The organism is Salinifilum ghardaiensis (assembly GCF_054491345.1).
The window spans coordinates 1,086,965-1,101,661 of the sequence record NZ_CM137101.1; the positions used below are offsets into that span (position 1 = coordinate 1,086,965).

General features: G+C 73.2%; 10 protein-coding genes. 5 read left to right on the forward strand and 5 right to left on the reverse strand.

Annotation, left to right across the window (positions count from 1 at the left end; all coding sequences use genetic code 11):
• Positions 1–17 precede the first annotated feature (17 nt).
• The 4 genes from ACVGV0_RS04890 to ACVGV0_RS04905 form a co-directional block, all read right to left on the reverse strand.
• A complete protein-coding gene (locus ACVGV0_RS04890; RefSeq protein ID WP_459158656.1) occupies positions 18–2,159 on the reverse strand; it encodes a hypothetical protein in 2,142 nt (713 codons plus the stop codon).
• A 36-nt stretch (positions 2,160–2,195) separates the two neighbouring features.
• Positions 2,196–2,495, reverse strand: a complete 300-nt coding sequence (locus ACVGV0_RS04895) for a hypothetical protein (RefSeq protein ID WP_459158657.1) — start codon at positions 2,493–2,495, stop codon at positions 2,196–2,198.
• Between the two features lie 46 nt (positions 2,496–2,541).
• Complete coding sequence (locus ACVGV0_RS04900) at positions 2,542–2,883, reverse strand: hypothetical protein (RefSeq protein WP_459158658.1); 342 nt, start codon at positions 2,881–2,883, stop codon at positions 2,542–2,544.
• 100 nt (positions 2,884–2,983) lie between these two features.
• Positions 2,984–3,934: a LysR family transcriptional regulator gene (locus ACVGV0_RS04905; protein WP_459158659.1), complete on the reverse strand. Its 951-nt coding sequence runs from the start codon at positions 3,932–3,934 to the stop codon at positions 2,984–2,986.
• 205 nt (positions 3,935–4,139) lie between these two features.
• Between ACVGV0_RS04905 and ACVGV0_RS04910 the strand changes: the two genes are divergently transcribed.
• Positions 4,140–5,459 (forward strand): MFS transporter, encoded by a 1,320-nt coding sequence (locus ACVGV0_RS04910; protein WP_459158660.1) that lies wholly within the window; start codon positions 4,140–4,142, stop codon positions 5,457–5,459.
• The gene (locus tag ACVGV0_RS04915) at positions 5,456–7,093 is read left to right on the forward strand and encodes an amidohydrolase (RefSeq protein ID WP_459158661.1); all 1,638 of its coding nucleotides are present in this window, start codon (positions 5,456–5,458) and stop codon (positions 7,091–7,093) included. The genes ACVGV0_RS04910 and ACVGV0_RS04915 overlap by 4 nt, the downstream gene beginning before the upstream one ends.
• Before the next feature lie 82 nt (positions 7,094–7,175).
• Here the strand turns inward: ACVGV0_RS04915 and ACVGV0_RS04920 are convergent, their stop codons facing one another.
• Positions 7,176–7,775 (reverse strand): DUF3558 family protein, encoded by a 600-nt coding sequence (locus ACVGV0_RS04920; protein ID WP_459158662.1) that lies wholly within the window; start codon positions 7,773–7,775, stop codon positions 7,176–7,178.
• Between the two features lie 173 nt (positions 7,776–7,948).
• Here ACVGV0_RS04920 and ACVGV0_RS04925 point away from each other — a divergent pair, with 173 nt between their 5' ends.
• The 3 genes from ACVGV0_RS04925 to ACVGV0_RS04935 all read left to right on the forward strand — a co-directional run bounded on the left by ACVGV0_RS04925 (position 7,949) and on the right by ACVGV0_RS04935 (position 14,607).
• Complete coding sequence (locus ACVGV0_RS04925) at positions 7,949–9,910, forward strand: cytochrome c oxidase assembly protein (RefSeq protein ID WP_459159926.1); 1,962 nt, start codon at positions 7,949–7,951, stop codon at positions 9,908–9,910.
• A 108-nt stretch (positions 9,911–10,018) separates the two neighbouring features.
• A complete protein-coding gene (gene ettA, locus ACVGV0_RS04930; protein WP_459158663.1) occupies positions 10,019–11,695 on the forward strand; it encodes an energy-dependent translational throttle protein EttA in 1,677 nt (558 codons plus the stop codon).
• A gap of 44 nt (positions 11,696–11,739) precedes the next feature.
• Positions 11,740–14,607, forward strand: a complete 2,868-nt coding sequence (locus ACVGV0_RS04935; protein ID WP_459158664.1) for a hypothetical protein — start codon at positions 11,740–11,742, stop codon at positions 14,605–14,607.
• Positions 14,608–14,697 lie beyond the last annotated feature (90 nt).

Genomic DNA, 14,697 nt, shown 5'->3' on the forward strand with positions numbered 1-14,697 from the left:
GCTCTTCCCCGCGCTGCTCAGGTGCTCTGGCGGATGAGGCCGGTGTATCCGGCGACGAACAGGGTCGCGAAGGCCCAGCCCATCGCCTGCAGCACGTAACCGCCGAGGTAGAGCACCTGCACGATGCCCGTGTTCGCGGCGATCTCGCAGCGGCCGCCGCCACCCGTCTTCAGGATCGGCACCGCGGTGTCGATCGCCGCACCGAGGGTCTCCGCGGGCGCGCACGGAACGTTCCCCGGTCCGGGGCGCACGGCGAGGCCGAGGACGTGCGCGGTGCACAGCATCCCCACCGCGAGCGCGCACACGCCCGCGAGGAACCCGAGAGCGCGCCACGGCCGGTGCCCGTAGCCGATGAACAGCCCGCTCGCCGCGTGCAGCAACCGCTGGCCCCGGTGGCCCGGATTGCCGCGCCTGCGCAGGTCGCGCTGCTGGGCGATGAGAATCTGCCGGGCCTCCCGCTCGTGGCCCGCCTCGCGGTGCACCGCCGCCAACTGCTGGTACGGCTGCGCCGCGTACGAGGGTGTGTGCCGCGCCAGCAGCCCCAGCCACTCCCGCCACGTCACGTCGCGCGGGAGGAACGGATACCGCAGACCGGCAACCTCGACGCGGAAATCGGAGTCCGCGAAGGTGTCCAGCGGGAGGAGGTCGCTGTCGAGGCGGGCACCGTTGAGGTCCAGGGCCGAACCCGCACCGGTGTTGCGCACCGAGGCGTCCCGAAACCCGAGTTGCCCGGCGATGGTGGCACCGAGCAAGCGGATCGTCTCGTCATCGCTGTCCGAGCTGGCGGTGAAGCCCGCCGTGCAGTGCAGATCGCCCTGCACGGTGATGCCGTCCGCGCACAGCGCGGAGCCGTCCGTGGCGGTGAGTTGGGCGCCGTCGAGGCTGAATCGCTTGCCGACGAACGCGCCGTTCAGCCGGAGCGTGTTGCAGTCACCCGCTGAACTGGCGGTGAAACCATCGCGACAGTTCAAACTTCCCTGAACAGTGAGGCCATCCGCTGACAACGCGGGTCCGTTGGTGGCGGTGAGCTGGGCAGTGTTGAGATCGAGGCTTCCGGTGATGGTGGCGTTGTGGGCTCGGATCGTGCCGTCGGGCCTGCCGGAGCTGGCAGTGACTCCGTCGTTGCAGAGCAGATCACCGGTGATGGTGGCTCCGTCGACGTTCAGCGCGGGTCCCTTGGTGGCGGTGAGCCGAGCGTCGCTGAGGACGAGTTGTCCGGTGATGGAGCCCCCGGGTAGACGGATGATGCCGTCTTCACTGTCGGAGCTGGCGGTGAACGTTTTCCGGCAGAAGAAGCCGTGGCCGATCGTGGCCCTGTCGGCATCGAGCGCAGCTCCGTTGGTAGCCGCGAGTTCTGCACCGTTGAGGCTGACCTGCCCGGTGATGGCGGCATCGCGCAAGCACACGGTTCCGTGCTCGCCGTCCGAGGTCGCGGTGAGACCGTCGCAGAAAAGACTATCTCCAAGGGAGATTCCGTCCGCCATCAGTGCGGGTCCGTTGGTGGCGGTCAGCTGGGCGCTGTCAAGATTGAGCTTTCCGGTGATGGTGGCGTTGTGAGCTCGGATCGTGCCGTCGGGACTGTCGGAGCTGGCGGTGAAGCCGTCGCGGCAGTGGACGGAGCCGTGGACGGTGATCCTGTCCGCGTGGAGCGCTGGGTCATCACTGGCGCTCAGCTCGGAACCGCCGAGGCTGAGCACACCGGTGATGTCCGCCGATTCGAGCACGAGGCCCTCCGCACGGATGCTGCGCATCAGCAGGTCGTGCTCGCAGACCAGCCCGTCGGCGGACAGCCGCAGGAACCGGCTGCCGCCGAGGTCCAGGTGCGGCAGGTGCGCGCGGTCGAGCGTGATCTCCTCGTCATGCTCGCACTCGTGCAGCACCAGAGGCGCCTCGGCGCGCACGTCGGTCAGGTCAAGGTCACCAATCACCCGCGCGCCGCGCAGCCGCACGCCGCGCGGGTCGACCTCCGCGGAGTCCTTGCCGCACAGCAGGTTCCGGATCGCCGCGGCGCGGACCTCGCACTCCTCCCGCTCGGACAGGTCCACACCTGTCCGCTCGCTGCGGCATTCGCCAGCTCCTGCTCGACCCGTGATCGCTCGGACACACCGAGATCGTAAGCGGCCGGCCAGGGGAGAGGGGTCGTTCGGGCGAATCAGCACCTGGAGCTGCGCCGCCTCAGCGCCCGCCGGTGTTCGTCAGTGCTCGTCGTAGTGGTCGCCGTGGGCGGCGTGCCGGTGGCCGTCGTGCACGTAGTCGACGTGGTCGCCGTGCGGCACCGCGACGTGCCCGCAGTCCGGCCCGTGCACGTGCTCGCCGTGGTCGCCGTGCGCCTGGTGCTCGGCCGGTTCGCACTCGTCGTAGTGGTCGTCGTGGGCGGCGTGCAGGTGCCCGTCGTGCACGTAGTCCACGTGGTCCTGGTGCGGCACGGCGACGTGGCCGCACCCCTCGCCGTGCACGTGCTCGTGCCCGGTGTGCTGCTGGTGGGCGGTGGTCATCGGCTCCTCCTCGCCGAGGTGCTGCACCCCGGTGCGACGTGCGGGCTCACTTCGACTTGTGCTCGGCGCCCTTGCCGGTGGAGCTGCGCGTGCCGTGCACGCCCGGACGCCCCTTCTCGCGCGGTCCCTGCGGCCCGACCGGTGAGCCGTGCGCCGTCCGCCCGGGCACGTCGATCGGCTCCCCCTCGCCGGGTGTGGGCTCCGCTCCCGCTGCCAGCTCCTCCAGGCGGTTGTTCAGCAGCTCCACGACCTGGACCCGGTCGGCGTGCTCCTGCTCGTGCGCGAGCAGGAGCTCCAGCTGGTCCGAGGTCAGCGAGCGGATGCGGTGCTGCAGCGTGTTCAGCGGGAGCTCGTCGAATCCCGCGATCGGCAGTTGCTCGTCGGCCACAGTTCCTCCTCGTCGCCTGCTGCGCACCGGTGCTGCGCGGCCGGTCCCTCCGAACCTCCGGCACCGGGCGTGCCACGCGCGTACCCGCCGCGGGCGCCACCTATGCCTCCGCCCCGGGTCCCGCGCGCTCACCGCGCCCGGGTGTTCCGGCGGCAGCTCCGTCCTCGGCGTGGACGAGGGACTCCGCCCGCGGCGACCGCCTCAGCCAGGCGACGTACGCGTCGAGGAAGGTGCGGATCGTCCCCGCTGCGTAGTGGCCGCTCGGCCACCCGGCCCACTCCTCGACGAAGAGCTGCCGCCCTCCGGACAGCAGGGGGACGGCGACGAGGTCGTACTGCGGTGGATCGATCGCGACGACGACCCCCTGCCCGGCCGTCGCCATCGCCTGCGCGATGTGCGTGCGCGTGACTTCCGTGCGCGGGTGCAGCGTGACGTCCGCGCGGGCGAGGTGCGCGTCGAAGGCGCGCCGGGTCCCGCTGAGCGCGTCCGGGACGAGCAGCGGCAGCCCCGGCAGTTCGGTGATGTCGACCGCCGCCCGCCCGGCGAGCGGTGAATCGGGCGTGACCTGCACGGAGAACGGGATGTGGCAGATCAACCGGGATTCGATCCCCGGCGGCGGGGTGATCGGAGCGATCCCGAGGTCCGCGGAGAGGTCGGTGACGAGGTCGAAGATCTCGAGGGTGGGGCGTTCCAGGACGTTGGCGACCGCGGCGCAGCGTTCGGCGACGAAGGGCAGGACGAGGTGTTCGGCGACCATCGTCGGGCAGGCCACGGTGAGCGGGACTTCCTGCTGGGCGAGCGTCGACATCATGCGTTCGGCGGAACGACTGCGCGCGAGCAGGTCGCGGGCGACCGGCTCGAGCTGACGGCCGGCCCGGGTCGGGACCATCCCGGTCTTCGCGCGGGTGAACAGCTGCGTGCCGCAGGTGTCCTCGAGCGTCCTGATCTGGCGGGACAGCGCCGGCTGGGAGGTGAACCTACGGCGCGCGGCCTCGGTGACCGTGCCGGTCTCGAGCACGGCGAGGAAGCTCTCGAGGGCCGCGAGTTCCATGCGCGGAAGTTATCACAACCCTCCTGAATCAGTATTGGTGCGCATACCTCCCCGGACCTTAGATTGCCTGAGAGCTTGCGCGCGCTTTTCGAACCACCTCGGTCCGCAGGTGTTTCGGCAGCGGCGTTCCGGGCGGTCCTGAGCGGTCCGCTCGCGCTTCTCGCCGGCCGGACCTCCCCCGCCCGCTGACCTCCGGGAGCCCACCATGGCAACGACGTCTCAGGCAGCTGCGCAGAAGCAGCGCCGATCGATGATGGGTGCCTTCGTCGGTACCGCCATCGAGTGGTACGACTTCTTCCTCTTCGGCACGGCCGCCGCGCTCGTCTTCGGCACCGCGTTCTACCCCGACCTCGCTCCGGGGGCCGGGTTGCTCGCCTCGTTCGCGACCTTCTGGGTCGGGTTCCTCGCGTGCCCGATCGGAGGGGTGGTCTTCAGCCACTTCGGTGATCGGTTCGGGAGGAAGAACACCGTCATCGTCACCCTCCTCCTCATGGGGGTGTCGACCACCGGCATCGGTCTGCTGCCGAGCTACGAGCAGATCGGCGTGCTCGCTCCGATCCTCCTCGTCGTCCTGCGCACCACCCAGGGGCTGGCCGTCGGCGGCGAATGGGGCGGAGCCGTCGTGCTCGCCACGGAGAACGCCGCTCCCGGCAAGAACGGGCTCGCCGGGGCGTGGGTGCAGCAGGGCTCGCCGGCAGGATCGATCCTCTCGATCGTCGCCTTCACGCTCGTCGGCCTCCTGCCCGACGAGGCCTTCATGAGCTGGGGATGGCGCGTGCCCTTCCTGCTCTCCGCCGTCCTCGTCCTCCTCGCCTTCTTCATCCGGCTGAAGGTCGAGGAGACCTCCCAGTTCAGCGAGCTCAAGGAGCGCAGCCAGGTGTCGCGGATCCCCGCCGCGGAAGCGGTCACCACGGTCCCGCTGCTCGTCGTCCTCGGCGTGCTCGCCTCGGTGGTGGGCATCTCCTCGGCGTACTTCAACAACACCTTCATGCTCTCCTGGACCACGGATCTGCTCGGCATGGATCGGTCCGTGATCCTCAACCTCATCCTCCTCTCGGCGGTCGTCCAGTTCTTCTGGCAACCGGTGGCCGCGAAGATCGCCGAGAAGATCGGTCTGCGCGCCGTCCTCATCTGGGGGCTGGTCATCACCGGCGTGGCCACCCCGCCCTTCTTCCTGGCGATCCAGTCGGCGGACGCGGTGTTCCTCGGCGTGATGCTCGTGGTCAACACCATCGGGGCCACCGCGTACTACGCGATGCTCGCCACCGCCCTGTCGGAGGCGTTCCCCGCCAGGATCCGCTACACGGGAGTCACGCTGGCCTACCAGCTGTGCGCGACGGTCTTCGGCGGAACCACCCCGATCGTCGCCCAGTGGCTGCTCAACTCGACCGGTGGCAGCCCGTGGGCGGTGATGTCGTTCTACGTCGTCACCGTCGCCCTCTCGGTCCTCGGAGTGATCGGGCTGTCGCGACGCAGCGCCTCCGAGGTCGAACACGCGATGACGGAGGAGGAGCACACGGCATGAAGATCGATTCGTTCTGGCACGGGCGGTTCTGGACCGGGAACCCCTCCCACCCCGAGGCGCGCACCCTCGCCGTCCACCGCGGCCGGATCCTCGCCGTCGACGAGGTCTCCGGGCTCGAGCCGGACAGCGAGTTCGACCTCGGCGACGCCCGCGCGGTGCCCGGATTCCACGACGCCCACCACCACACGATGGGGACGGGTGAGCAGCTGGCGACCGTCGACCTGCGCTACCCGGCCGTGCGCGATCTCGACGAGCTCTGCGCCGCGCTCGCCGAACGCGCCGCGCAACTCCCCCCGGATTCCTGGGTGCGCGGCAGCGGCTACGACCAGAACCGCCTCGGCGGGCACCCCACCGCCGAGGCGCTCGACCGGGTCACCGGTGGTCGCCCGGCGATCGTCGAGCACGTGTCCCACCACATGATCGTCGCCAACACCCGGGCCTTCGAACTCGTCGGTGCCCCCGGTCGTGCGGGGTACTCGGACGTTCCCGGCGGGCGGGTGATCCGCGACGAGCAGGGGCGCGCCGAAGGCCTGCTGCAGGAGAACGCGGGAGACCGCATCGCGCTCGAGGCGGCGAAGGTCACCGAGGAGGAGTCGCTCGGGTACCTGCGGTTGGCCTCGGACCAGGCCCTGTCCTACGGGCTCACCAGCCTCACCGAACCGGGTGTCCTCCTCGGCGGCGTCCTCGGGGCCGACGCCCCGGTGCTGGGGCTCTACCAGACGGCGGTCGAAACCGGGGTGTTGCGCCCGCGGATGACGGTCATGCCCTTCCACCGGACCCTCCACGACCTCGAGCTCAACGCGGAGGGGATGCGGACGCTCGACCTGGGCGTGCGGACGGGCTTCGGCGACGAGCACCTGCGGTTCGGACCCGTGAAGGTCATCTCCGACGGATCCCTCATCGGGCGGTCGGCCGCGGTCCACGACTGCTTCTGCGGTGAGCCGGACAACCGCGGGGTGATGGTCGTCGAGCCGGCGGAACTCCGCGAGCTCGTTCCGGCGTACCACCGGGCCGGGTGGGCGGTGGCGACGCACGCGATCGGCGATCGCGCGATCGACCACGCCCTCGACGCCGTCGCCGCAGCCCAGCAAGCCGCGCCGAAGCAGGTCAGGCACCGGATCGAGCACTTCGCCATCGCCACGGACGCCCAGGTGCGGCGCTGCGCCGAACTGGGGGTGACCCCCGTGCCCCAGGGCGCTTTCATCTCCGAGTTCGGCGACGGCATCATCGACGCGATCGGAGCGGATCGGGTGCGGGGGACCTACCGGATGCGCTCCCTCCTCGACGCGGGGATGGTGGTGCCCGGGTCGACCGACTCCCCGGTCTCCGACGCCAACCCGCTCGTGTCGATCCACGACCTCGTCAACCGCCGGACCTCCGCGGGGGCTGATTTCGCCCCGGCGGAGAGAGTCGGCATCGCCGAGGCGCTCCGGGCCTACACGCACGGCTCGGCGCACGCGGCGGGGCGCGAGGACGAGGTCGGCACCCTCGAGCCGGGCAAGCTCGCGGACTTCGTCGCCCTGTCCGAGGACGTGCTCGCCATCGATCCGACCCGGATCAGGGACACCGCCGTCACGGCCACCGTGATCGGTGGTCGGCTGCTGCTCGGTGCGGACGCCGTGGCGGTGCGGTGAGCGGCTCCGCGCGCAGCCGGACCGCACCGGGGCGGCCCGGGCGGGTCGCCCCCCACCGGACCGGCTCGCGGCTGCCGCCGCCTCACCGCGGCCGCAGGCGCTTCAGCGCCGCCTCGGTCAACCCGTGCAGGCGCGCGGTCGTGTCGGCCGCCGCGGCGCCGCGCAGCGAGAGCATCGTCACCAGCGAGCGCTCCTCGGTCACCGCGGTGGTCGCCGTGCACGTCTGGAAGCCCCGCACCACCTCGCAGTACAACCAGCTGGAGTAGCCCCGCACCGCGGTCCTGACCCCCTCCGGCTGCTGCCGCGCGGTCTTCTCGTACGAGCGGTGGAACCCGGCCGCGGCCGTGTTGCGCGCCCGGTCGGCGCGCCCCCCGCCGTTCCCCGGCGCGCCCAGCGGGAACGTGCACGTCTCCGGGAACGGGTTCCCCGGGTGCGGACGCCCGCGGAGCCCGCCCACCGGTTCGAGGTCGCGCGGGCCCAGCAGCGCGCACGGATCGCCCGCGGTGCGCAGCGGGCGCGGGATCTGCACCGGCCTCGCCGCACCCGGCGTGTCCTGCGGCGGCGGGTCGGTGAACCCGGCGGCCGGGATCGGCTCACCGGGGACCTGCGCCGCGCACCCGAGCAGCAGCGCCGCCGCGCCGCACGGCAGCGCGAACCGGAGGCGACGGCGGGCGGGAGTCACGGCGATCACCGTAGCGGCCGGGCCGCGCGCGCACGAACGTCGACCGCACCGCGGGGGAGCGCGGATCACGAGCTCGTTAAGCTCGACCCGTGTCCTCCGGAAGCGATGCCGCGCCCCCGACCGAGCGGTCCCGGGCGCGGCGGGACGTCCGCGCCGCGTCCCGCACCCTCGGCATCCTCGTGGTCACCGGAACCGCCCTCGCCGCGCTCGTCGCCGCCGCGCTGACCGCCGCTTTCGCCGGCGGTTCCCACGCGCTGCTCGGGCTGCCCGACCCCGGTGCCGCGACGCGCTACGGCCTGCCCGCGGTGCGCGTGCTCGCCGAGGTCGGGGCGCTGGTGACCATCGGTTCGCTGCTGCTGGCGGTGTTCGGCATCCCGGCCCGCCGCTCGGGCGAGCTCACCGCCGACGGCTGGGCCGCGGTGCGCGCCGCGAGCTGGTCAGCAGCGGTGTGGTGCCTCGGTGCGGCACTGGTGGTGCCGTTCACCGCCGCCGACGCCAGCGGTGTGCCCGTGTCGCGGATGCTGGACCCGCAGGTGCTGTTCGGGTTGTTCGGCGCGCTGGCCGAGGCCAAGGCCTGGACCCTGACCGCGGCGCTGGCGCTGCTGACCGCGGTCGGCTGCCGCCTCGTGCTGTCCTGGGGCTGGTCGGCGGGCCTGTTCGGGCTGGCGCTGCTGGGCGTCCTCCCGGTCGTCGCCACCGGCCACTCGGCCAGCGGCGGGGCGCACGACCTGGCCATGAACAGCCTGCTGCTGCACCTGTTCGGCGCGGTGCTCTGGGTCGGCGGGCTCGTCGCACTGCTGGCGCACGCCGCCCGCGGCGGGGCGCACCTGCCGCTGGTGACGCGCCGGTTCTCCGCGATCGCCCTGTGGTGCTGGGTCGCGATGGCCGCCTCCGGAGCGGTCAACGCGCTCGTGCGCGCGTCGCCGGGCGAGGTGCTCACCACCGGTTACGGCGCGCTGCTGCTGGTCAAGACCGCCGCGCTGGTCGTGCTCGGCGTGTTCGGCCACCTGCAGCGCCGGCGCTCGGTCCGGCGGCTCGACGAGGGCGCGGGCGGGAGCGAGCTGCTGCGCCTCGGCGCGGTGGAGGTGCTGGTGATGCTGGCCACGGTCGGCGTGGCCGTCGCGCTCGGACGCACCCCGCCGCCCGCGCAGCTGGGACCGCCGCCCGGGCGGGTCGAACTGCTCATCGGCTTCCCGCTGCCGCAGCCGCCGTCGGTGTGGACGCTGCTGGTGGACTTCCGCTTCGACCTCGTCTTCGGCACGCTGTCGCTCGTGCTGGCCGGGCTGTACCTGGCGGGCGTGCGGCGGCTGCGGCGGCGCGGCGACCACTGGCCGGTCGGTCGCACGGTGGCGTGGCTGGCGGGTTGCGCCACGATCCTGCTGGCCACGTCCACCGGACTCGGCAAGTACGCCATGGCGATGTTCAGCGCGCACATGGGTCAGCACATGCTGCTGAACATGCTGGCGCCGGCGTTCCTCGTGCTCGGCGGACCCGCGTCGCTGGCGCTGCGCGCGCTGAAACCAGCCCGCAAGGGCGAACCGCCGGGCGCGCGGGAGTGGCTGCTGGCCGCGGTGCACTCGCCGGTCTCGCGGGCGCTCACGCACCCGTTGCCGGCGCTGGCGCTGTTCGTCGGCTCGTTCTGGGTGCTGTACTTCACCCCGCTGTACGACCTGGCCGTGTCCGAGCACTGGGCGCACCTGGCGATGAACGCGCACTTCCTGCTCGTCGGCTACGTCTACTACTGGCCCGCGATCGGGGTGGACCCGGCGCCGCGCGAGCTGCCCCACCTCGGCAAGCTCGGGCTGGTGTTCGCGTCGATGCCCTTCCACGCGTTCTTCGGCGTCATCCTGATGATGTCGCACGACGTGATCGGCGGGAACTTCTACCGCAGCCTGGACCTGCCGTGGATGGGCGACCTGCTGGCCGATCAGAACGTCGCCGGGGCCATCGCCTGGGCCGGTGGCGAGGCTCCCACGATCGTGGTCGCCCTGGCGCTGCTGATCCAGTGGTCGCGTTCGGACCTGCGCAGCGCGCGCCGCATCGACCGCAAGGCTGACGCCGACGGCGACGCCGAGCTCGCCGCCTACAACGAGATGCTGCGCCAGCTCGCCGAGCAGGAGCGCCCGCATCGCTGATCCGAGTGACCTGCGACGCCGCCCCGCGGGCGGGAGGTGCGGGCGCTGCGCCGTGAATAGCCGCACCGGATGCGGACGGGGTGGCGAAGCACCACTACGATTCCCGGTATGGCCGAGTTCATCTACACCATGAAGAGCGTGCGCAAGACGCACGGGGACAAGGTCATCCTCGAGAATGCGACCATCCAGTTCTATCCAGGCGCCAAGATCGGCGTCGTCGGGCCGAACGGCGCTGGCAAGTCGACCGTGCTGCGCATCATGGCGGGACTCGACCAGCCGAACAACGGGGAGGCGTTCCTCTCGCCCGGCTACAGCGTGGGCATCCTCCAGCAGGAACCCCCGCTGAACGAGGAGAAGACGGTCCTGGGCAACGTCCAGGAGGGCGTCGGTGAGATCAAGGGCAAGCTCGACCGCTTCAACGAGATCGCCGAGAAGCTCGCCACCGACTACTCCGACGACCTCATGGCCGAGATGGGCAAGCTCCAGGAGGAGCTCGACCACGCGGATGCCTGGGAGCTGGACTCCCAGCTGGAGCAGGCGATGGACGCGCTGCGCTGCCCGCCGCCGGAAGCTCCCGTGCAGCAGCTCTCCGGTGGTGAGCGGCGTCGGGTCGCCCTGTGCAAACTGCTGCTGAGCAAGCCCGACCTGCTGTTGCTGGACGAGCCCACCAACCACCTCGACGCCGAGAGCGTGCTGTGGCTCGAGCAGTTCCTGTCCGACTACCACGGCGCCGTGCTGGCCGTCACCCACGACCGCTACTTCCTGGACAACGTGGCCGGTTGGATCCTGGAGCTGGACCGGGGCAACACCTACCCCTACGAGGGCAACTACTCGACGTACCTGCAGAAGAAGCAGGAACGCCTGGAAGTGCAGGGGCGTCGGGACGCGAAGTTGCAGAAGCGCCTCAAGGACGAGCTCGAATGGGTCCGGTCCAACACCAAGGCGCGGCAGAACAAGTCGCGTGCCCGGTTGCAGCGCTACGAGGAGATGGCCGCCGAGGCGGAGAAGACCCGCAAGCTGGACTTCGAGGAGATCCAGATCCCGCCGGGTCCGCGCCTGGGCAACCAGGTCGTCGAAGTGGAGAACCTGAAGAAGGGCTTCGACGGCAACCTGCTCATCGACGACCTCTCGTTCAACCTGCCGCGCAACGGCATCGTCGGCGTGATCGGTCCGAACGGCGTCGGCAAGACCACGCTGTTCAAGACCATCGTCGGGTTGGAGGAGCCGGACGAGGGCACGGTCCGCGTCGGCGACACCGTGAAGCTGTCGTACGTGGACCAGAACCGGGAGCACATCGACCCGGACAAGACCGTGTGGCAGGTCGTCTCCGACGGTCTGGACTACATCCACGTCGGCCAGGTCGAGATGCCGTCCCGGGCCTACGTGAGCGCCTTCGGGTTCAAGGGACCGGACCAGCAGAAGCCCGCGGGCGTGCTGTCCGGCGGTGAGCGCAACCGGCTCAACCTCGCGCTGACCCTGAAGAAGGGCGGCAACCTGCTGCTGCTGGACGAGCCCACCAACGACCTCGACGTGGAGACGCTGAGCTCGTTGGAGAACGCCCTGCTGCAGTTCCCCGGTTGCGCGGTGGTCACCTCGCACGACCGCTGGTTCCTCGACCGCGTCGCCACCCACATCCTCGCCTGGGAGGGCGACGAGGAGAACCCCGCCAAGTGGTTCTGGTTCGAGGGCAACTTCGAGGGCTACGAGAAGAACAAGGTCGAGCGGTTGGGCGCGGAAGCGGCCCGGCCGCACCGGGTCACGCACCGCAAGCTCACCCGGGACTGAACCGCCCGGAGCACGCGGGAGGTCCGGAGCACACGGGAGGCGCTGTGGCGGACGAACCCGGTCCCCACGCCGGCGGTCCGGTTCGGGCAGCGCTCGCCGCCGCACGCGACGTGCGGTGGCGGGCCCCCGAACTGGCCTGGGCGTGGTGCGCCCGCGCGGGCGCACCGGAGGACGGCGACTGGGTCGCCCGCCTCGAAACCGAGACGCTCGCCGCCTTCGCCGCCAATCGGCTCGGTCGACCCGTCACCGCGGCGGGACGCGCGGTGCCGGTGGTGCGGGAACTGCCCGCCCGCCACACCGCCGGTCCCGCCGCCGACCGGATCCTCGGCGAGCTGTACGTGGAGCTCGCCTGGTGCTCGGGCGCGTGCGGCGCGCCCGGCACCGCCCGGCGCGTGCTGCGCTCGGTGCTCGACTCCGAGGTCACCGACGGTCTGCGCGCGCACGCCCTGCTGGCGGCAGCGGCCCTGCCGCAGCCGCCCGCCGAGCGCGTCGCAGCGCTCGACGAGTCCGAGCGGCTCTGCTCCGCCCTGCCCGAGCGGGCCGCGCTGCCCGCACTGGCGCGCGTCGCCGCCGAGCGCGCGGTGCACTGGCGCCGCAGCGGGGACTTCCGCGCCGCGGCCGAGGCCGCCGAGAGCGGTCTGACGCGGGTGGAGCAGCTCGACGACCCCGCGGCCGACAGCGGTGCGGCCCGGGGCTTGCTCGTCCTGGAACGGGTGCAGGCCCTGCTCGAGCTCGGCGCGCGGGAGCAGGCCGAAGCCATCGCCGCGCACACCGTGCGCCAGCCCGCCCGCGCCGCGGCCGCCCCCCACCTGGCCTGGCTCGGGCTCGTGCTCGCCACGCGCGTGCAGGCCCCGCGCGGCGACCTCGACTCCGCCGTCCGCGTGCTGCACGACGCCGCGGCGCTGGCCGAGCGGTACGGGCTCGACGCGATCGGTGTCCACGTGCAGCGGGCCCTGTCGCACCTGCACGAGCGCGCCGACCACCCGCACGCCGCCCTGCGCGCGCTGCGCACCGCCTACGCCGTCGACCGGCGGTGGCGCTCCGCCGTGCACGTCGCCCGGATGCGGCTGTGCACCGAGGTCCCCGCGGCACTGCCGACACCGGCGTCGGCAGTGCGAGCTGCGCGGACCGGGACCGCGGCCGCCGGGTCGGTCGCGGCGCGTCCGGCGGCGCCCGCTCCGGAGGTGCCTGCCCCGGAGGTGCCTGCCCCGGAGGTGGCCGCCCCGGCGGGGCCGGTGCCGGACGAGCCCGTTTCGGCGGGGCCCGCTCCGGCCGCATCCGCGGATCCCCGGTGGGAGGCGGTGCCCGCGCAGCGCGGGCAGGAGCGCTCCGCCGCGGAGCCGGGGAGGTGGTCCGGCCGGAGTGACCAGCACCGGTCCCCGGGGGCCGAGTCCCCCGGAGGCGACGCGGTGACCGGGGACGCACCGTCCGCAGACCTCCCTCCGGTCGGTGACCTCCCGGGTGCCGGTGACCACCCCGCGGCTGGGGGCTTCCCCGCTGCGGGGGAGTCCCCGGCGGCGGGGGACCTGCCTCCTGCTGGGGACCTGCCGGAGACCGGGCGGCGCCCGCGCGGGCGCCGCGCGGCCGCGCACGCGGCCGAACGGGACGGGCACGCGCACCACCCGCGCTCCGCGCCCGCCGGAGCCCCGGCACCGGCGGGCGCGCGGGGCTCCCGCCGGTCGAGCACGCCCGCAGCGGAGGTGCTGGCCCGCTACCTCCCCGCGGGGCGGAACGGTGGAACCGGCGGTGGGCACCGGGCGGCCGAGCCCGCCGCGGCTGCCGAATCCGGCCCCGCTGCCGAAGCCGGCCCCGCTGCCGAGCCCGCCCCTGCTGCGGCCGCGGAACCCGCCGGGACCGCCGACCACCCCGCCGGGCCCGGGACGCTCGGCAGCGAGGCCGAGGGCCGCACCGCGCGGGGGCCGGCTGCCCGGGAGATGAGCGCGCTGGAAGCGGCTGCCTGGAAGGCGGCTGCACCGGAAGCGCCCGCGGAAACCGCGGCAGCCGGTGCGCCCACCGCTGATCGGGCCGCTGATCGGGCGGAGGTGCCGGAGCACCCGGCAACCGGCGTCCGCGAGCGCGGTGCGCACGCGGAGTCCGCCGCCGGGATCTCGGCGCTCGACATCATCCTCTCCGCGCGGGCGGCGGAGAGCGGCGCCGCCGACGTGCCGCGCGGGGGCCGCCACGCCGAACCGGAACCCCCGGCGCCCGAGCCGGCGGAGGGGCCCGGTGCCCGGGGCCGGGCCTCGCCGTCCGAGGAGGCGCCGCGGTGGCCGCGGGCCGTGGACCTGGACACCGTCATCCCCGTCACCGACGTGGACCCGGGCACGGCCCCCGCCGAGCCCCCGGTGGAGCGCGTGTGGCCGGCCACCGAGGAGCTCGCCGCGCTCGCCGACCAGGCCGGAGCCGCCCCGCCCGCCGCCGGAACGGGCCCGAGCGGGGAGCCGCGCTCCGCCGCCGAGCCGCCACCGCCGGAAGCGCTCGCGGATCAGGCAGGTGTCGCGCCGTCCCCCGGGAGGGACGCTCCTCCAACCCGTCACGCGCAGGAATCCGCCGCGCAGGTCCCCGCGGTGCCGGGGTTCCCGGAGCAGGAGACCCCGGCGCCGGAGACCCCCGAGCAGGAGTCCGAGCCGGGCGCGACCCCGGCCGGCGGCCCCGGACCAGCCGAGGAGGTCGACCCGAGCAGCGCGGGGCTCGCGGACCTGCTCGCCGGGGCGCTCGCGGCCTTCGAGAACACGCGGGGTGACCGGTTCGACGACACCGATCCGGCCGGCCTGCCCGCGCAGGGCGCCCCGGTGTCCATTTCGGACTTGCGTGCGGCGGAGAACCTGCGCCGCGGCGGGGAAGCGGGCTATGCCGTGCTGGACGGGGAGGCCGGACGAGGTCCGGCCCGGCGCCGTCGTGCGGGCGGGTGATGTGCTGCTCCCCCGCGAACCGGGGCTTCTCGCCGCTTTCGTCACGCTGCGTGCGATGCCGCCCGCGCAGCGCCCTGATCGGTGCGCCGT

What these genes read in the sequence shown, in the direction of transcription:
- ACVGV0_RS04915 (WP_459158661.1), top strand. Translation starts at nt 5,456, where the DNA reads ATGAAGATCGATTCGTTCTGGCACGGGCGGTTCTGGACCGGGAACCCC.
- ACVGV0_RS04895 (WP_459158657.1), bottom strand. Translation starts at nt 2,495, where the DNA reads ATGACCACCGCCCACCAGCAGCACACCGGGCACGAGCACGTGCACGGC.
- ACVGV0_RS04910 (WP_459158660.1), top strand. Translation starts at nt 4,140, where the DNA reads ATGGCAACGACGTCTCAGGCAGCTGCGCAGAAGCAGCGCCGATCGATG.
- ettA (WP_459158663.1), top strand. Translation starts at nt 10,019, where the DNA reads ATGGCCGAGTTCATCTACACCATGAAGAGCGTGCGCAAGACGCACGGG.
- ACVGV0_RS04905 (WP_459158659.1), bottom strand. Translation starts at nt 3,934, where the DNA reads ATGGAACTCGCGGCCCTCGAGAGCTTCCTCGCCGTGCTCGAGACCGGC.